We start from the raw sequence: 17,772 nt of genomic DNA, 5'->3' as shown, positions 1-17,772 counted from the left end.
ATTAGAACTTCTCGATCTTCGCTTTGCTTTCCAACTGTGCACGGTACGCCGCAAAATCCTGCTGCCCTGCGCGCGATGCAAGGAAGCGGCGATACTGCGCTTTCTCTGCATCGGTCGGCACGGCCGCCTGATTTACACCATTAAGACGCACAATGACAAAACTGCCATCGGATGCGGTAATGCTGGCGAATTCCGGCTTGTCCTTGCCAACTGGCTTGGGCATACGGAACAGCGTTTGCAGAACCGCAGGATCAACGCCCTCCTGACTGCGGGTAACCGCTTCCATCACTTTCCACTCACGCCCGTCCTGCTTTGCAGCCAATGGAATCTTGCCATCGCGCAGCCCGGCCAGCAGAGCTTCGCCCTTGGCCTTCACAGCCGCAGTAGCGTGTTCCTTCACCAGTTGAGCGCGAATCTTGTCGGCGACGCTTGCAAGCGGCAATTGCTGCGGTTGCAGGTGCTCTTTGGAGCGCACAACCACAACGGTCTCGGGGTCCAGTTCCAATGTGCTGCTGTTGGAGCCTTCTTCCAGCACTTCAGGGCTGAATGCAGCCTGGATGACCGCACGGTTGGCTGTCAGGCCTTCACCGCCTTCACGACCAAACGGTGCAGTGGTCTGAACCTTCAGGCCCAGGTCCTGCGCCGGCTGAGACAGATCTGACGATTCGAACGCAGAGTCTTCCAGTTGCTTGGTCACTTCGACAAATTTCTGTTCAACCAGCTGAGACTTCAGCTCGTCGGTCAGCTTGCCCTTCAGGCTTGCGAACGTGGGCACCGAAGGCGCTTCCACCCCCAGCAGCTTGATCAGGTGCCAGCCGAAGTCGGTACGTACTGGCTGTGAGACCTGGTCCTTGTTCAAGGCATACAGCGCCTCTTCAAAAGCCGGGTCGTATACGCCCTTGCCAGCGTACCCCAGATCACCGCCCTTGCTGGACGAACCCGGGTCCTGGGAAAACTCCTTGGCCAACGCCGCGAAATCTTCACCTTTGGCCAGGCGCTGTTGAATTTCTTCAATCTTAGCCTTGGCCTGTTCGTCGTTGAGCTTGTCATTCACCTCGATCAGGATGTGCGCGGCACGTCGCTGTTCGGAGAGATTGGCAATCTCTTTCTGATAAGCCGCCTGCAAGTCCTCGTCCTTGACCTGCACCTTGTCGAAGAAGGAAGACTTCTTCAACTCGATGTAATCAAGCACCACCTGCTCAGGGCTCATGAATTCCTTGGCGTGCTGGTCGTAGTGAGCCTTGACCTCGTCATCGGTCACCTTGACTGCAGACGTATCGGCCGGCAGGGTCAGCGAGGCGAAATCACGCGTTTGCTTTTCCAGACGAGCAAAGGCTTCAACCTGCGCATCGGTCACGAAGGCACTGCCCGCAACACCTGCGCGTACCTGACCGATGAGCATTTCCTGGCCAAGCATCTGACGGAACTGCATACGGCTGTAGCCCAGCTGGCGGATTACCTGATCGAAACGGTCAGCACTGAATTTGCCGTCCACCTGAAACTCGGGCGTCTGCAATATCTGCTGATCGAGTGCGGCGTCGGTAAACGTGAATTTGGCATCGGATGCGCCTTGCAGCAACAGCTTGCGATCAATCAGGCCCTTGAGGGCTGATTCACGCAACAGTTTTTCATCCAGCAATGCAGGATCGAAATCCTTGCCCAACTGCTGCGAGAGCTGCTGAGCCAACTGACGGCGCTGCATGTCAACGGCCTGACTCAACTCGTTCTGAGAGATGTCCTCGCCGTTCACTTCAGCTGCATTCTGCTTGTTGCTGGTAGCGGTAAACATTGCCTCGATGCCGGTGAAGGCCATCAACGCGACGATGATTCCGATAATTGTCTTGGCAATCCAGCCTTGTGAATTGTCCCTGATGTTCTGCAGCATTGCGTCCCCCAAAACGGTGGTACTGACTAACCAACCGCGGAGCGTGGGTAGAAAGCGGATAGAAGAAAGGCGCATCCGAGGATGCGCCTTCTCGTAACTGACGAAGCGGGAGGGCTCGAACCCTTCGGTGTCGCAACCGAATGCACCACCGCTCCGCTAACGGGCCAGGAAAAACCCGACCCAGCGAGCATAGACATCGAGAGGCTTAGTTGACAGCGTCTTTGAGGGCTTTGCCGGCTTTGAAACCTGGTTTTTTTGCAGCAGCGATTTGCAACGTCTTGCCGGTCTGCGGGTTACGACCGACGCGAGCAGGACGATCAGTAACGGAGAACGTACCAAAGCCAACCAAAACAACCGAGTCGCCAGCCTTCAGAGCGCCAGTGACGGATTCGATCACTGCGTCCAGCGCACGGCCAGCAGCAGCTTTCGGGATATCAGCAGATGCAGCGATAGCATCAATCAGTTCCGACTTGTTCACTCTAAGTCCCCTTATCTCTATTTTTGAGTACGTTTCTAAGTTTTAGGTGTTAAGCAAAACGAGCGCTGGAAGGCTTGCTGGTGATTGCTTTAAAGAGCCGCTTTATAACAAGGGCCCTAAAAAGCTGTCAAGGAAGCCTGTCCAGTCTTAATGCGTGCTAATTCTGTCCTTAGAGTCAGACTCGCGTTTTTCATCCTTTGTGACCAGATCAGTTGCTACATCCGGCAATGGCTCCGGCGCGTATTGCAGCGCAATTTGCAGGACTTCGTCAATCCATTTAACGGGCTTGATCTGCAGATCCTGTTTGATGTTGTCAGGAATTTCCTTCAAATCACGCACGTTTTCTTCCGGAATGATCACCGTCTTGATTCCGCCACGGTGCGCTGCCAAAAGTTTTTCCTTCAGACCGCCGATCGCCAGCACCTGACCGCGCAGGGTAATTTCACCCGTCATGGCCACATCTGCACGCACGGGAATCTGGGTCAGTGCCGACACCAGAGCGGTACACATGCCCACGCCAGCGCTCGGCCCGTCTTTCGGAGTAGCACCTTCAGGCATGTGAATATGGGTGTCGTGCTTCTCATGGAAGTCCGCTGGAATGCCCAGGCTACGGGCGCGGCTGCGCACCACGGTCTGCGCTGCAGTGATGGACTCGACCATGACATCGCCCAGTGAACCGGTCTTGATCAACTGGCCCTTGCCCGAAATGACCGCCGCCTCGATGGTCAGCAGCTCACCACCCACCTGCGTCCACGCCAGACCTGTTACCTGACCGATCTGATCCTGCTGCTCGGCCAGCCCGTAACGGAACTTGCGTACGCCCAGGAAGTGCTCAAGCATGTCGGCTGTAACCTGCACGGCGAAGCGTTTCTCCGTGGCATGCTCTTTGACCGCCTTGCGGCAGACCTTGGCGATCTGACGCTCAAGACCGCGCACGCCTGCTTCACGGGTGTAGTAACGGATGATGTCGCGAATCGCTTCCTCGTCGAACTGAATTTCGCCTTTTTTCAGGCCGTTGGCCTGAATCTGCTTGGGCGAAAGGTATTTGACGGCAATGTTGATCTTTTCGTCTTCGGTGTAGCCCGGCAGGCGAATGACTTCCATCCGGTCCAGCAACGCTGGCGGAATATTCATCGAGTTCGACGTACACAGAAACATCACGTCAGAAAGGTCGTAATCGACCTCGAGGTAATGGTCGTTGAAATTATGGTTCTGCTCAGGGTCCAGGACCTCAAGCAGAGCGGACGCCGGATCGCCACGCATGTCGCTGCCCATCTTGTCGATTTCATCGAGCAGGAACAGCGGGTTACGAACCCCTACCTTTGTCATCTTTTGTATCAATCTTCCTGGCATCGAACCAATGTATGTTCGGCGATGACCACGAATTTCAGCCTCGTCACGCACACCACCCAAGGCCATGCGCACGAATTTGCGATTGGTCGCGTTGGCAATGGACTCTGCCAGGGATGTTTTACCCACACCTGGAGGCCCTACCAGACACAGCACAGGGCCACGAATTTTCTTCACGCGCTTTTGTACGGCGAGGTATTCGAGGATGCGCTCCTTGACCTCATCAAGGCCATAGTGATCGGCGTCAAGAATGGCTTCGGCGCGAGCAAGGTCCAGACGCACTTTGCTCTGTGCTTTCCACGGCACCTGAACCAGCCAGTCGATGTAAGAGCGTACAACGGTCGCTTCGGCCGACATAGGTGACATCTGCTTGAGCTTGTTCAGCTCGGCCGTTGCCTTGGTCAGAGCGTCCTTGGGAAGCCCGGCAGCATCGATGCGCTTTTTCAGCTCTTCGATTTCGTTGTGACCTTCATCGCCATCGCCCAGCTCTTTCTGAATGGCCTTCATCTGCTCATTCAGGTAGTACTCGCGCTGGCTGCGCTCCATTTGTTTCTTCACACGACCGCGAATGCGCTTTTCGACCTGTAACAGGTCGATTTCGGCATCCAGCAAGGCCAGCACGTGTTCGACACGCGCGGACAGATCGATAATCTCGAGGATTTCCTGCTTCTGCTCGATTTTGAGCGCCATATGCGCAGCCATGGTGTCGACCAGGCGACCGGGCTCATCGATGCTGTTGAGCGATGACAGGACTTCTGCAGGGACTTTCTTGCCCAACTGCACGTACTGCTCGAACTGGGCCAGCAAGCTGCGCACAAACACTTCGGACTCGCGATCCGGCGCATCAACCTCGTCGATCAGTGCGACGTCGGCACGGTAATGACCGTCGACTTCGATGAAACGCTCGACTGAGCCACGCTGCTCACCCTCAACAAGCACCTTGACGGTGCCATCAGGCAGCTTGAGCAACTGCAGGACAGTCGCAATGGTGCCTACGCTGTACAACGCCTTTTCGTCAGGATCGTCGTCAGCCGGGTTTCTTTGCGCGAGCAGCAGGATCTGCTTGTCGCCTGTCATTGCCGCCTCAAGGGCTTCGATAGACTTCTCGCGCCCCACGAACAGCGGGATAACCATGTGCGGATAAACCACGACATCACGCAATGGCAAAAGAGGCAATTCAATAGTAGTCGTCATGATTTCGCCTCTACAGCGGCCAATCGGCCGGGACAGATGGAATTAGCTTGAAGCCAAGATGGGGGTAGCGTTCAAAAAAAACAAGCTCTAGTGAGACACCCCGCCAAGATCAGATTCTTCATACAAGACGAATGAACTGGCTAAAAATGCAAAAGGGGACCGCAAGGGCCCCCTTCTGTGTCATTTCACACGCAAACACACAGCAGTGGTTCACGCGTCGGGAGCGACCTTGGCAGGTGGCTCGCTGTTTTCGTAGATCAGCAGCGGCTTGGACGTGCCATCGATAACGCTCTCGTCGATCACCACCTTGCTCACATCGCTCTGCGACGGGATCTCGTACATGGTGTCGAGCAATACACCTTCAAGGATAGAACGCAGGCCACGGGCACCGGTCTTGCGCTCAAGCGCACGACGGGCTACCGATTTCAGCGCATCAGTACGGAACTCGAGGTCCACACCTTCCATCTCGAACAGCTTGGCGTACTGCTTGGTGAGGGCATTCTTCGGCTCGGTCAGGATCTGGATGAGAGCAGCTTCATCCAGTTCGTCCAGGGTAGCAAGCACTGGCAGACGACCCACGAACTCCGGAATGAGACCGAACTTGACCAGATCATCAGGCTCGACTTCACGCAGGGATTCGCCAACCTTCTTGCCTTCCTCCTTACTGCGAACTTCGGCGTTGAAACCGATGCCGCCACGGGTGGAACGGTTCTGAATGACCTTTTCCAGGCCCGAGAAGGCGCCACCGCATATAAAGAGGATATTACGCGTGTCCACTTGCAGGAATTCCTGCTGTGGGTGCTTGCGCCCGCCCTGAGGAGGCACGGATGCCACAGTACCCTCGATCAGCTTCAGCAAGGCTTGTTGCACGCCTTCGCCGGACACGTCACGAGTGATCGAAGGGTTGTCGGATTTGCGCGAAATCTTGTCGATTTCATCGATGTAGACAATACCCATCTGGGCCTTCTCGACATCGTAATCACATTTCTGCAACAGCTTCTGAATAATATTTTCGACGTCCTCACCCACATAACCAGCTTCGGTCAGGGTGGTGGCGTCAGCAATGGTGAACGGCACATTGAGCAGGCGGGCCAGAGTTTCGGCCAACAACGTCTTGCCGGAGCCCGTAGGGCCGATCAGCAGGATGTTGCTTTTGCCAAGCTCGACATCGTCGTTCTTCTTGTCGCGCTGGTTCAGGCGCTTGTAGTGGTTGTACACCGCTACTGCGAGAACCTTTTTGGCTCGTTCCTGACCAATTACGTACTGGTCAAGGATGCCGCTGATTTCTTTAGGCGAAGGCAATTTATGCGCGCTGCTTTCGGCCTGAGCTTCCTGCACCTCCTCGCGGATGATGTCATTGCACAGGTCGACGCACTCGTCGCAGATAAAGACCGAGGGGCCGGCAATCAATTTGCGCACTTCATGCTGGCTTTTGCCACAGAAGGAGCAATAGAGCAATTTGCCGTTGTCCTCGCCGTTGCGGGTGTCAGTCATTCGATCGATCCAATCCGGTAGGCTTGCAACACAAGATGAAGGCTATTGCGGGCTTTTTCAAGTCCGCAGGCGGTCGGTTGTGCCGACCCCCTACATTTTGAGCTGCTTAGGCAGGCATTTGACGCTTGTTGATCACGGAGTCGATCAGGCCGTATTCAGCCGCACGCTCTGCGCTCATGAAGTTGTCACGCTCGGTATCACGCTCAATGGTTTCAAGGCTCTGACCGGTGTGATGCGCCAGCAGCGAGTTGAGGCGATGACGAATGTGCAGGATTTCCTTGGCATGGATGTCGATATCCGACGCCTGACCCTGGAAACCGCCCAACGGCTGGTGAATCATCATCCGCGAGTTAGGCAGGCAATGGCGCTTGCCTTCGGCACCGCCGGCCAGCAGGAATGCACCCATGCTGCAAGCCTGACCGATACAGATGGTCGAAACGTCTGGCTTGATGAACTGCATGGTGTCGTAGATCGACATGCCTGCAGTCACCGAACCGCCCGGCGAGTTGATGTAGAGATGGATATCCTTGTCCGGGTTCTCCGCTTCAAGGAAAAGCAGTTGCGCCGCAATAAGGTTGGCCATGTAGTCCTCTACCGGGCCCACCATAAAGATGACTCGCTCCTTGAGAAGGCGCGAATAGATGTCATAGGCGCGTTCGCCACGGGCGGACTGCTCGATAACCATCGGGACCAGGCCGCCAGCGGCCTGGATGTCAGAGTTCTGCTGAATATAAGAATTGCGGGACATGTCCTGCATTCACTCCCAAATAGTCGAGTCTTGAATACGCACAAGCCAGCGCGAAGGCTGGCTTGTGGGTGTTTTCGCACGAAAAGAGAAATCAGTCGGCTTTTGGAGCTTCCACCGGCTTGACAGCTTCTTCGTAGGAGACCGATTTGTCGGTCACGCTAGCTTTCTGCAAAACAGTATCTACAACTTGCTCTTCAAGTACAACAGAACGTACTTCGTTCATTTGCTGCTCGTTCTTGTAGTACCACGCCACGACCTGCTCTGGCTCCTGGTAGGCGGACGCCATTTCCTGGATCATTTCGCGGACACGAGCGTCATCAGGCTTGAGATCAAACTGCTTCACCACCTCGGCAACGATCAGGCCTAGCTCGACGCGACGCTTGGCTTGCTCTTCGAACAGCTCTGCAGGCAGCTGATCGGGCTTGATGTTGCCGCCGAACTGCTGAACAGCCTGAACGCGCAGACGGTTGACTTCGTTTTCCAGCAGCGACTTGGGCACTTCGATCGGGTTGGCGGCCAGCAGACCATCCATTACCTGATTCTTGACCTTGGACTTGATCGCCTGACGCAGCTCGCGCTCCATGTTCTTGCGAACTTCGGTGCGGAAGCCATCGATACCGGTTTCCTTGATACCGAACTGCTTGAAGAATTCTTCGTTCAGCTCAGGCAGCTTAGGCTCGGAAACCGTGTTGACGGTCACGGTGAACTCGGCAGCCTTGCCAGCCAGCTCGAGGTTCTGGTAATCCTCGGGGAAGGTCACGTTCAGAACGCGTTCTTCACCAGCCTTGGCGCCAACCAGACCGTCTTCGAAGCCCGGGATCATGCGACCGGAGCCCAGCACCAGCTGGGTAGCGGTAGCGGAACCGCCAGCGAATACTTCGCCGTTGACCTTGCCCACGAAATCGATGTTCAGCTGGTCTTCGTTCTGGGCGGCGCGATCGGCCACCTCAAAACGGACGTTCTGCTTGCGCAGCACTTCCAGCATGTTGTCCAGATCACTGTCAGCCACGTCGGCAGACAGGCGCTCTACCGCGATGGTATCGAAACCGGCAACGGTGAATTCCGGGAATACTTCGAAAGTAGCCACGTATTCCAGGTCTTTGCCTTTTTCGAAAGACTTTGGCTCTACAGCAGGAGCGCCGGCCGGGTTCAGCTTCTGCTCAACCACAGCTTCATAGAAAGTAGCCTGAATCAGATCGCCCAGTGCTTCCTGACGTGCGCCGTCTTCGTAACGCTGACGGATAACGCTCATCGGTACCTTGCCAGGACGAAAGCCCGGGATCTTGGCTTTGCGCGCGGTCTGCTGCAGACGCTTGTTGACTTCAGTCTCGATGCGTTCGGCAGGCACGCCAATGGTCATGCGGCGCTCAAGAGCGGAAGTATTTTCAACAGAAACTTGCATGGATATTCCTCGTTGCACAGACGTTAGCCGGCCGTTTCCGACCCCAGAATCAAGGGCATGCATTCTAGTGGGTCAAACTCAAGAAGTCACCCTACTGAAAAAGGGTGGATTAAGAAGAAGGAACCAGCCGGCAGCCGGAGGACAAAGGGAAATACCCGGAACCACTCGCGACGCGTCTGGCACGGCTTCTATATAAAGAAGCATCCATACCGGACAATGACCGACTCCTTCTACACAGCACGTTTCGCTCGACCAACGGCAAATGACCGGCCCAGCGAAACGGTAAACGAATACGTTGAAACAAAAAAACCGCTCAAGGCGGCTTTTTTCAGCTAAAGCATTTTCAATCAAGCCATTGCATTCGGGCAGCTGCACAACTGGAAATCAACCAGCCGCCTGCTGGAAGAGGCTTTACCCTCAACACTGCAAATCAATGACTTTTTGCGGTACTGGCCCAATAGCACAGTGCAGCCTTCAGACTGATTCAACCCGGCGCGCATCGTACACAACGCAGCCGGGGTACGCCACCCATTGCAAGCAATTGAACAGATTGAAAATTTCCGGCCAACTAATCTTGTGCCCATGCGAAGAGGAACCTTTGCAGAACAGCGACAGCCGCACAGCATAAACGCTCGATACTGCCCTGACACCTTAAGCACCATTGAAACGCTCACCCACACTGCAGATGCACCTTGATTGGCAACGAGTGACAGATGCTGCATCACCGGCACGATCAATCGTTCTCGCAGCGGCAGTGCGCCCTGCTTACTCTGCCAAACCCTTGTGCAGCAAAGCTGATCGCCCCATAATCCCGGCGCTGACACTGCCGCGGCAACACTCAAAATCACCCAGGAAAGACCATGTACAAAATGATTGCTGCTTTAGGTTTTCTCGCCATGACTTCAGCAACCCTCGCAGGGTGCAATGAAAAAGAAGGCAGCAAAGAAACGGCAGCAAACACCAAAACCACTCATTACTCTTCCGACAAATGCGCGATTGACTCAATCGGTGGAAAGACTGGTGCAACCACGGTCTATGTTGCCAAAGGCATGGTCACGTTCATCGGATGGGCGATCGATACCGCCCACCAAAGCGCACCACAGGAAATAAAACTTCGTCTGACCGGCTACAAGGGAACCCCTGTCACCTTCAAGGACCCGTCCATCATTGACCGTCCGGATTTGATAAAAGTATTCGGCAATGAAAAGCTTCTGAAATCAGGCTTTTCATTCACGGCAGATTTGTCCTCGCTGGAGTCCGGTGGTTACAGCGTAGTCACCGAAATCCCGGGCGAAAACTCTTCCCTTCTTTGCCAGACGAAAGTACTGCTTGTCATTGAATAACCAGCACGAGACCTGCCCAGCCTGCTGGGCAGCGAAATAACTGAAAATAAGAAATTCGACACAACAAAAAGCCCGCACGGGGCGGGCTTCTCTGGGCTTTTGCGGTTTTCAATGAAACCTGGCAAAAGTACAAATGGTGCGGACGGAGAGACTCGAACTCTCACACCTTGCGGCGCTGGAACCTAAATCCAGTGTGTCTACCAATTCCACCACATCCGCATTTCAAACTTTTAAAGCAAAAGCGCCAGACTATGAATCTGGCGCCCTTTGAATATGGGGTGGACGATGGGGTTCGAACCCACGACCGCAGGAGTCACAATCCTGTGCTCTACCAACTGAGCTACGCCCACCATATTGCATGTGACATGTGCATCTTACTTGCTGTGCCAAAGCTGCCTTGAATGGCGCACCCGGCAGGACTCGAACCTGCGACCATCCGCTTAGAAGGCGGATGCTCTATCCAGCTGAGCTACGGGCACTTATATAATTTGTATTCTTGCGATAACAAACTAAAGGGCTTTCAATCACACCGAGCTGATTTGCAACTCTGCCTGACCTTATCAACCAGTGCTAGCTTAACCAGTGCTGGGCTCTGCCCGGCAAGTGCGACGAATCTTATAGACGGCCCCTGGGGTCGTCAACCTTTTTTTGAAAAAAATTCAGCTAGATAAAGGGGTTAGCGGAATTTGCAACGCATGCGCCTTTGCCCTCGCGCCATGTCATGCGAGAATGCGCGCTCATTTTATTTCCTCTCGATGGTTAATCACGCGTCATGACTGCAAAACTAATCGACGGCAAAGCGATCGCCGCCAGCCTGCGCCAGCAGATCGCCAAACGTGTCGCCGAACGTAGCCAGCAAGGCTTGCGTACGCCGGGCCTCGCGGTGATTCTGGTGGGCAGCGACCCCGCCTCTCAGGTTTACGTTTCGCACAAGCGCAAAGACTGTGAAGAAGTCGGCTTTATTTCCCAGGCCTACGACTTGCCCGCCGAGACTACTCAGGTAGCGTTGACGGATCTGATCGACCGTCTCAATGAAGACCCCGCTGTGGATGGCATTTTGCTGCAGCTGCCTCTGCCTGCACACCTTGATGCGTCCCTGCTGCTGGAACGCATTCGCCCGGACAAGGATGTGGACGGTTTCCACCCTTACAATGTCGGTCGCCTCGCCCAGCGCATTCCGCTGCTCCGCCCGTGTACACCGAAGGGCATCATTACCCTGCTGGAAAGCACCGGTGTCGACCTGTACGGTCTGGATGCCGTGGTGGTTGGCGCGTCGAACATCGTCGGTCGCCCGATGGCAATGGAACTGCTGCTGGCGGGCTGCACCGTCACCGTAACCCACCGTTTTACCAAAGATCTGGCAGGCCATGTGGCCCGTGCCGATCTGGTGGTGGTTGCCGCGGGCAAGCCCGGCCTGGTCAAGGGCGAATGGATCAAACCCGGCGCCATTGTGATCGACGTCGGCATCAACCGTCAGGAAGATGGCAAGCTGGTGGGCGACGTGGTGTACGAAACCGCCCTGCCCCGCGCCGGCTGGATTACCCCGGTCCCTGGCGGTGTCGGCCCGATGACCCGTGCCTGCCTGCTGGAAAACACGTTGTATGCGGCGGAAACCCTGCACGACTGATCAGCACGCGCCCAATAAAAACGGCACCTCAAGGGTGCCGTTTTCATGACATCGAAAACACCTTATTTCTTGCCATCCTCCCAGCTTTTCAGCAGGTCCGAATAGGCAATGGTTTCACCCTTCGGTTTCTCGTTGGCCAGCTTGCGTTGCGGCGCAAGGAACTTGCCACCGCTTTGCTCTGCCTTGGAGTACCACTCTTCTGCAGTCGTCTCAGGATTCATCTTCGGCGCACACTTGCTGGCTTCCTGAACCTTGGAACGCTCGATGCGCGTCATGATTGCATCCTGATCCTTGGCCAGACCATCCAGCGCCTGCTGAGCGGTCTTTTCGCCAGTGACCGCTTCGGCAACGTGGCTCCACCACAACTGAGCCAGCTTCGGATAATCAGGCACGTTGGTGCCGGTTGGCGACCATTGCACACGAGCCGGGCTGCGATAGAACTCCACCAGACCACCCAGTTTCGGTGCCAGCGCGGTCATCTCCTTGGAGTTGATGTCAGACTCGCGAATCGGCGTCAGGCCGACGATGGTTTTCTTCAACGAAACACTTTTGGAGGTCACAAACTGCGCGTACAGCCAGGCCGCCAGACGCTTTTTCTCATCGGACGACTTGAGGAAGGTCCAGGAGCCTACGTCCTGATAACCGAGCTTCATGCCTTCTTTCCAGTAAGGACCCTTCGGCGACGGCGCCATGCGCCATTTCGGCGTGCCATCGGCATTCATGACCGGCAGCCCGGGCTTGGTCATGTCAGCGGTAAAGGCGGTGTACCAGAAGATCTGTTGCGCAACGTTACCCTGCGAAGGCACCGGACCGGATTCGGAGAAGGTCATGCCCGCCGCTTCCGGCGGCGCATAGGCTTTCAGCCAGTCAATGTATTTCTGGGTGGCGAAGACTGCTGCTGGCCCGTTGGTGTCGCCGCCGCGGGTGATGCTGGAACCGACCGGATGGCAGTCTTCGACGCGGATGCCCCACTCGTCCACTGGCAGGCCGTTAGGCAGGCCCTTGTCGCCGCTGCCCGCCATGGAGAACCAGGCATCAGTGAAGCGCCAGCCCAGCGAGGGGTCCTTCTTGCCGTAATCCATGTGGCCGTAAACTTTCTTGCCATCGATTTCCTTGACGTCTTCGCTGAAGAATTTGGCGATGTCTTCATAGGCTGACCAATTGACCGGAACACCCAGCTCGTAGCCGTATTTGTCCTTGAATTTCTTTTTCAGGTCAGGACGTTCGAACCAGTCGGCCCGAAACCAGTAAAGGTTGGCGAACTGCTGATCGGGCAGTTGGTAGAGTTTGCCGTCAGGCGCAGTAGTGAATGACGTGCCGATGAAGTCTTTCAGGTCCAGCGTAGGAGAAGTGACTTTACTGCCTTCCGGGCTGGCCATCAGATCGGTCAGAGAAAGCGCCTTGCCGTACCGGAAGTGTGTACCTATAAGGTCAGAGTCGTTCACCCAGCCGTCATAGATGCTTTTGTCCGACTGCATGGCCGTCTGCAGCTTTTCGATCACATCACCTTCTTGCAGCAAGTCGTGAGTGACTTTGATGCCGGTGATTTCAGTGAATGCCTTGGCCAGGGTTTTCGATTCGTACTCGTGGGTGGTCAAGGTTTCCGACACCACCTTGATGTCCATGCCTCGGAACGGCTCAGCGGCCTTGATGAACCACTCCAGCTCTTTCAACTGCTCGGCATCGGAAAGCGTACTCGGCTTGAATTCACTGGCCGCCCACTTCTTCGCCGCATCCTCGTATTGATCCGCCCATGCCGACACACTCAACCCGCTGAGCATGATCATGGTTGCCAGCGTCACGCTATGTTGCAGCTTGTTTTTCTTATTGAACATAGTCATCTCCAGTGTTGCTTTTATGTAGTCCCGCTTTCGAATACTGCCGACCGGATCACTTCGGTAATCGCGCCCGGCCGCCCTCTAACCCCACCGCATCACCACCAACAACCACACCAGGGATATCCCTGAAGCGATCCAGATACTCCAGTCAGTGACACCGATCACCAGCAGATGCAGGTAAGCGCTGCCCAAAAGCCCGATGAACAAGCGATCGCCACGCGTGGTGACAATCGGCAGAAAACCTCGACGCTCAATGCTGGCCGAACGCAGTTCCCATACAGTCATGCCCACCAGCAACAACCCGATACCGATAAAGAAAGCTGCCGTTGGCAGTGTCCAGGACATCCACTCCATTTTCCCGACTCCTCAGACACGACCAAGAGCAAAGCCCTTGACCACGTGGTTGCGAACAAACCAGATCACCAGCATGCCCGGCAGGATGGTCAACACCCCTGCCGCTGCCAGCACCCCCCAATCGATACCCGATGCTGACACCGTGCGGGTCATCACCGCGGCAATCGGTTTGGCGTTGACCGATGTCAGAGTGCGCGCCAGCAGCAACTCGACCCAGGAAAACATGAAGCAGAAAAATGCAGTGACGCCGATGCCCGAGCCAATCAGCGGGATGAAAATCTTCACGAAGAACTTGGGGAAACTGTAACCGTCGATGTAGGCGGTTTCGTCAATTTCCTTGGGAACGCCGGACATGAAGCCCTCCAGAATCCATACCGCCAGCGGGACGTTGAACAGGCAGTGCGCCAGAGCAACGGCGATGTGCGTATCAAACAGCCCGATAGACGAATACAGCTGGAAAAACGGCAGCAGAAACACTGCCGGTGGCGCCATGCGATTGGTCAGCAGCCAGAAAAACAGGTGCTTGTCGCCAAGAAAACGATAGCGTGAAAACGCATAGGCTGCCGGCAAGGCGACGCTCAGCGATATCACCGTATTCAAGCACACGTAATACAGCGAATTGAGGTAACCGCTGTACCAGCTCTCGTCGGTGAAGATCACCTTGTAGTTGGCCAGGGTGAAGTCCTGCGGCCACAGGGTCAGGCCGCCGAGGATCTCGGTATTGGTCTTGAACGACATGTTGACTAGCCAGTAGATTGGCACCAGCAGGAACAGCAGGTAAATCCACAGCGGTATGATTTTTCGCAGACTCATGACCAGCCCCTCAATTCTTTTCGCTGTGAGTCATGGCGGTGTAAAACACCCATGACACCAACAGAATGATCAGGAAGTACACCAGCGAGAACGCCGCCGCAGGCCCCAGGTCGAACTGACCAAGCGCCATCGTGGTCAGGGTCTGGCTGAGGAACGTGGTGGAGTTGCCCGGACCGCCACCGGTCAGCACGAACGGCTCGGTGTAGATCATGAAGCTGTCCATGAAACGCAGCATCACTGCGATCAGCAGGACACTTTTCATCTTTGGCAACTGAATGTGTCGGAAGATTGCCCAGCCGGAAGCACGATCGATACGCGCCGCCTGGTAGTACACATCCGGGATGGCACGCAGGCCTGAATAGCACAGCAGCGCGACCAGCGAGGTCCAGTGCCAGACATCAATGATCAGCACTGTCACCCAGGCATCAGACGCATTGGCGGCGTAGTTGTAGTTGATGCCCAGCACGTTGTTCAACGTGTAGCCCAACAGACCGATGTCGCCACGCCCGAATATCTGCCAGATGGTGCCGACCACGTTCCACGGAATCAGCAGCGGGATGGTCATCACGATCAGGCACAACGACGACCAGCGGCCTTTGGTGGGCATGGTCAGGGCGATCGCAATGCCCAGCGGAATTTCGATCAGCAACACGCAGCCCGAGTAAATGAACTGGCGCAACAGCGAATCGTGCAGGCGCGGGTCCTGTAGGACCTGTCTGAACCAGTCGGTGCCGACGAAATAGCGGCTGGACTGGTCGAAGATGTCCTGCACCGAATAGTTGACCACGGTCATCATCGGAATGATGGCGCTGAATGCAACCAGCAGAAACACCGGCATCACCAGCCACCAGGCTTTGTTGTTCTGCACTTTACGCATGAGGCACCTCACTCGCAGGGCCTGCTTCAAGCAGGTAATCATCGGCATACAGCATCAGCCACTGCCCCGGAAAACTGATCCAGGCTTGACCTTGCGGCACCGGTTTGTCTTCCTGCAGACGAACTTTCAGTAACTGACCGGCAAGCTTCAGGGTGATGATCTTGTAGGTGCCAAGGTCCTCGACGTAGGTCACGTCAGCGCACATCGCATCGTCGTAAGGCCCGTCCCAGACATGCACGAACTCTGGACGAATGCCCACTTTCAGGCTTTTCCACGAGGTATTGGCGAGCTTTTGCTGCAGCGACTCAGGCAGCGGCAAATGAATATCGGCAAAACCGACCCCACCCGGTTGAGGCGTGACGTCAATCAGATTCATGCCGGGGCTGCCGATGAAATAACCGACAAAGGTGTGGGAAGGTTTTTCGAACAGCTCGCGGGGAGTGCCGAACTGGACGATCTGCCCGCCATACATCACTGCGATCTTGTCGGCGAAGGTCGACGCTTCCAGTTGATCGTGGGTGACGTAGACCATGGTGATGTTGAACTGCTCATGAATCTGTTTGAGCTTGCGACGCAGCTTCCACTTCAGGTGCGGGTCGATGACTGTCAGCGGCTCGTCGAAAAGGATCGCCGAAACGTCATCGCGGACCAGCCCGCGCCCCATGGAAACCTTCTGCTTCTCGTCCGCCGACAGGTTGCGTGCCTTTTTCTTCAGCAGCAATTGCAAGTCCAGCACGTCAGCGATTTCGTTGACCTTGGCGAGAATCCTCGCCTCGTCCATGCCCTGATTGCGCAAGGGAAAAGCCAGATTGTCGAACACAGTCATGGTGTCGTAGATCACCGGAAACTGGAAAACCTGAGCGATATTGCGCCGCTCCGGCGGCAGCTCGTTGACTACCTTGGAGTCGAACAGCACTTGCCCTTGGGACGGACTGAGCAAGCCCGAAATGATGTTGAGCAATGTCGATTTGCCACATCCGGACGGGCCCAGCAGCGCGTAAGCCCCGCCCTGCTCCCAGACATGGCTCATTTCCCGAATCGCATAGTCATCCGGACCGGGTTTGGCGCTGTAGCTGTGCGCTAGGTTCTGCAAACGGATCTCGGCCATCAGGCAACCCTCGCCATGCGCAGGCCCGGCGCCTGAATCAGGCCGCCCTGCAGATCGAATACAAATAGTTTGTGGGTCGGGATGTACACCCGGATCGACGCATCAACGTCGTAGGCATGCACGCCAGGCAGGTGCAGGACCAGCGAAAACAGTTCGTTGCGCACATGCAGGAAGGTTTCCGAGCCGCTGATTTCTGCCAGTTCGACCGTCACGGCCAGTTCCAGATCGTCGTCGTTGGAGGGCACCAGGCTCAAATGACTGGGGCGTACCCCGAAGCGGTAGTCGCCATCGCCGACTGCGCGCAAATCGACGTTGAGCGGGAAATGCACAAAATTGGCGAAGCTGACTTCATTGCCTTCTATGCGCCCCGGCATCAGGTTGATGGGTGGCTCGGAGAACAATTCGGCGGCCAGCACTGTTGCCGGGCGATGGTAAACCTCAGGGGTCTTGCCGCTTTGTACCACTCGACCTTCATGAAGAATGGTGGTCGTACCGCCCAGCGCAAGCGCTTCATTGGGCTCGGTGGTGGCGTAGATAGCGATGGTATGACGGGCCGCAAACAGCTCGCGCATCTCCTGACGCAGCTCTTCGCGCAACTTGTAGTCAAGGTTGACCAGGGGCTCGTCGAACAGGATCAGCTCGGCATCCTTGACCAGCGCCCTGGCCATTGCGGTGCGCTGCTGCTGGCCGCCGGACAGTTCCAGGGGGTGGCGTTGCAGGAATTTCTCGATGCGCAGCATCTTCGCGGTTTCCTGCACGCGGCTGTGTATCACCTCTTTGGAAAGGCCGGCCTGACGCAGGGGCGATGCGATGTTTTCGAACACCGTCATGCTGGGGTAATTGATGAATTGCTGATAGACCATCGAGACATTGCGCAGACGAACCGGGCGGTTTGTGACATCGACACCGTTCATCAGCACCCGCCCGCTGTCAGGCTTGTCAAGCCCGGCCATAAGGCGCATCAGGCTGGTCTTGCCGGACAAGGTTCGCCCCAGCAAAACGTTGAATGATCCTGGCTCGAAGCTCAGGGAGGCGTTGTCGATCCATACCTGACCATCGACCGCGCGACTGACATGCTCCAGCGTGAGTGACATGGCGTGCCCTTTTGTTGTTTTTTTGTAAGGGTGAATGCGTGACTGATTGCAGATAGCGACATTCGTGCCAGGTCAGCAACTCTCCCTCCGAGGCGCGAAACAGAGCGATCACCCGTATTTACGGGATGTTCACGGCGTGAAAGCAACTTCGTAGCTGAACAAAAATG

General features: G+C 55.8%; 14 protein-coding genes and 3 tRNA genes. 2 read left to right on the top strand and 15 right to left on the bottom strand.

Features of this window, described 5'->3' with window-relative positions; translation table 11 throughout:
- Position 1: 1 nt before the first annotated feature.
- From ALO43_RS05920 to tig, 6 genes are all read right to left on the bottom strand, one after another.
- Entirely contained in the window at positions 2-1,885 is a 1,884-nt protein-coding gene (locus tag ALO43_RS05920; protein WP_024668884.1) for a SurA N-terminal domain-containing protein, read from the bottom strand.
- A gap of 205 nt (positions 1,886-2,090) precedes the next feature.
- A complete protein-coding gene (locus ALO43_RS05915) occupies positions 2,091-2,363 on the bottom strand; it encodes an HU family DNA-binding protein (protein WP_005897297.1) in 273 nt (90 codons plus the stop codon).
- A 147-nt stretch (positions 2,364-2,510) separates the two neighbouring features.
- Complete coding sequence (gene lon, locus ALO43_RS05910; RefSeq protein WP_005897299.1) at positions 2,511-4,907, bottom strand: endopeptidase La; 2,397 nt, start codon at positions 4,905-4,907, stop codon at positions 2,511-2,513.
- A gap of 210 nt (positions 4,908-5,117) precedes the next feature.
- The gene (gene clpX / locus ALO43_RS05905; RefSeq protein WP_002552735.1) at positions 5,118-6,401 is read right to left on the bottom strand and encodes an ATP-dependent Clp protease ATP-binding subunit ClpX; all 1,284 of its coding nucleotides are present in this window, start codon (positions 6,399-6,401) and stop codon (positions 5,118-5,120) included.
- 106 nt (positions 6,402-6,507) lie between these two features.
- A complete protein-coding gene (gene clpP / locus ALO43_RS05900; RefSeq protein WP_002552734.1) occupies positions 6,508-7,149 on the bottom strand; it encodes an ATP-dependent Clp endopeptidase proteolytic subunit ClpP in 642 nt (213 codons plus the stop codon).
- Between the two features lie 91 nt (positions 7,150-7,240).
- Positions 7,241-8,551, bottom strand: a complete 1,311-nt coding sequence (tig, locus tag ALO43_RS05895) for a trigger factor (protein ID WP_054997239.1) — start codon at positions 8,549-8,551, stop codon at positions 7,241-7,243.
- Between the two features lie 860 nt (positions 8,552-9,411).
- Between tig and ALO43_RS05890 the strand changes: the two genes are divergently transcribed.
- Positions 9,412-9,894, top strand: coding sequence for a hypothetical protein (locus ALO43_RS05890; protein ID WP_054997238.1), 483 nt, complete (start codon positions 9,412-9,414; stop codon positions 9,892-9,894).
- A 134-nt stretch (positions 9,895-10,028) separates the two neighbouring features.
- Here the strand turns inward: ALO43_RS05890 and ALO43_RS05885 are convergent.
- From ALO43_RS05885 to ALO43_RS05875, 3 genes are all read right to left on the bottom strand, one after another.
- Positions 10,029-10,113: transfer RNA gene (locus ALO43_RS05885), tRNA-Leu, on the bottom strand.
- A 55-nt stretch (positions 10,114-10,168) separates the two neighbouring features.
- Positions 10,169-10,244 (bottom strand) — tRNA-His (locus tag ALO43_RS05880).
- Between the two features lie 52 nt (positions 10,245-10,296).
- Positions 10,297-10,373: transfer RNA gene (locus ALO43_RS05875), tRNA-Arg, on the bottom strand.
- A gap of 293 nt (positions 10,374-10,666) precedes the next feature.
- Here ALO43_RS05875 and folD point away from each other — a divergent pair.
- Entirely contained in the window at positions 10,667-11,521 is an 855-nt protein-coding gene (gene folD / locus ALO43_RS05870) for a bifunctional methylenetetrahydrofolate dehydrogenase/methenyltetrahydrofolate cyclohydrolase FolD (RefSeq protein WP_024668886.1), read from the top strand.
- Between the two features lie 62 nt (positions 11,522-11,583).
- On the opposite strand, the gene ALO43_RS05865 is transcribed toward folD, so the two are convergent.
- The 6 genes from ALO43_RS05865 to ALO43_RS05840 form a co-directional block, all read right to left on the bottom strand.
- The gene (locus ALO43_RS05865) at positions 11,584-13,356 is read right to left on the bottom strand and encodes an ABC transporter substrate-binding protein (RefSeq protein ID WP_024668887.1); all 1,773 of its coding nucleotides are present in this window, start codon (positions 13,354-13,356) and stop codon (positions 11,584-11,586) included.
- 84 nt (positions 13,357-13,440) lie between these two features.
- Complete coding sequence (locus ALO43_RS05860; RefSeq protein ID WP_024668888.1) at positions 13,441-13,713, bottom strand: DUF2160 domain-containing protein; 273 nt, start codon at positions 13,711-13,713, stop codon at positions 13,441-13,443.
- Positions 13,714-13,725: 12 nt separating this feature from the next.
- On the bottom strand, positions 13,726-14,526 hold the full coding sequence (locus tag ALO43_RS05855) for a carbohydrate ABC transporter permease (RefSeq protein WP_003376266.1): 801 nt from the start codon (positions 14,524-14,526) through the stop codon (positions 13,726-13,728).
- A gap of 10 nt (positions 14,527-14,536) precedes the next feature.
- Positions 14,537-15,403: a carbohydrate ABC transporter permease gene (locus ALO43_RS05850; RefSeq protein WP_005897316.1), complete on the bottom strand. Its 867-nt coding sequence runs from the start codon at positions 15,401-15,403 to the stop codon at positions 14,537-14,539.
- On the bottom strand, positions 15,396-16,511 hold the full coding sequence (locus tag ALO43_RS05845; protein ID WP_054997237.1) for an ABC transporter ATP-binding protein: 1,116 nt from the start codon (positions 16,509-16,511) through the stop codon (positions 15,396-15,398). Before ALO43_RS05845 ends, ALO43_RS05850 begins: the two co-directional genes overlap by 8 nt.
- On the bottom strand, positions 16,511-17,605 hold the full coding sequence (locus ALO43_RS05840; RefSeq protein WP_024668890.1) for an ABC transporter ATP-binding protein: 1,095 nt from the start codon (positions 17,603-17,605) through the stop codon (positions 16,511-16,513). Before ALO43_RS05840 ends, ALO43_RS05845 begins: the two co-directional genes overlap by 1 nt.
- Between the last annotated feature and the right edge of the window lie 167 nt (positions 17,606-17,772).

The organism is Pseudomonas tremae (assembly GCF_001401155.1).
In the GTDB taxonomy this organism is placed as follows: domain Bacteria; phylum Pseudomonadota; class Gammaproteobacteria; order Pseudomonadales; family Pseudomonadaceae; genus Aquipseudomonas; species Aquipseudomonas tremae.
The sequence above is the reverse complement of the archived record's forward strand: the minus strand, read 5'-3'. Positions and strand labels throughout refer to the sequence as shown.

Coding starts and splice junctions, on each gene's coding strand:
- ALO43_RS05920 (WP_024668884.1), bottom strand. CDS start 1,885: ATGCTGCAGAACATCAGGGACAATTCACAAGGCTGGATTGCCAAGACA.
- lon (WP_005897299.1), bottom strand. CDS start 4,907: ATGACGACTACTATTGAATTGCCTCTTTTGCCATTGCGTGATGTCGTG.
- clpX (WP_002552735.1), bottom strand. CDS start 6,401: ATGACTGACACCCGCAACGGCGAGGACAACGGCAAATTGCTCTATTGC.
- clpP (WP_002552734.1), bottom strand. CDS start 7,149: ATGTCCCGCAATTCTTATATTCAGCAGAACTCTGACATCCAGGCCGCT.
- tig (WP_054997239.1), bottom strand. CDS start 8,551: ATGCAAGTTTCTGTTGAAAATACTTCCGCTCTTGAGCGCCGCATGACC.
- ALO43_RS05890 (WP_054997238.1), top strand. CDS start 9,412: ATGTACAAAATGATTGCTGCTTTAGGTTTTCTCGCCATGACTTCAGCA.
- folD (WP_024668886.1), top strand. CDS start 10,667: ATGACTGCAAAACTAATCGACGGCAAAGCGATCGCCGCCAGCCTGCGC.
- ALO43_RS05865 (WP_024668887.1), bottom strand. CDS start 13,356: ATGTTCAATAAGAAAAACAAGCTGCAACATAGCGTGACGCTGGCAACC.
- ALO43_RS05860 (WP_024668888.1), bottom strand. CDS start 13,713: ATGGAGTGGATGTCCTGGACACTGCCAACGGCAGCTTTCTTTATCGGT.
- ALO43_RS05855 (WP_003376266.1), bottom strand. CDS start 14,526: ATGAGTCTGCGAAAAATCATACCGCTGTGGATTTACCTGCTGTTCCTG.
- ALO43_RS05850 (WP_005897316.1), bottom strand. CDS start 15,403: ATGCGTAAAGTGCAGAACAACAAAGCCTGGTGGCTGGTGATGCCGGTG.
- ALO43_RS05845 (WP_054997237.1), bottom strand. CDS start 16,511: ATGGCCGAGATCCGTTTGCAGAACCTAGCGCACAGCTACAGCGCCAAA.
- ALO43_RS05840 (WP_024668890.1), bottom strand. CDS start 17,605: ATGTCACTCACGCTGGAGCATGTCAGTCGCGCGGTCGATGGTCAGGTA.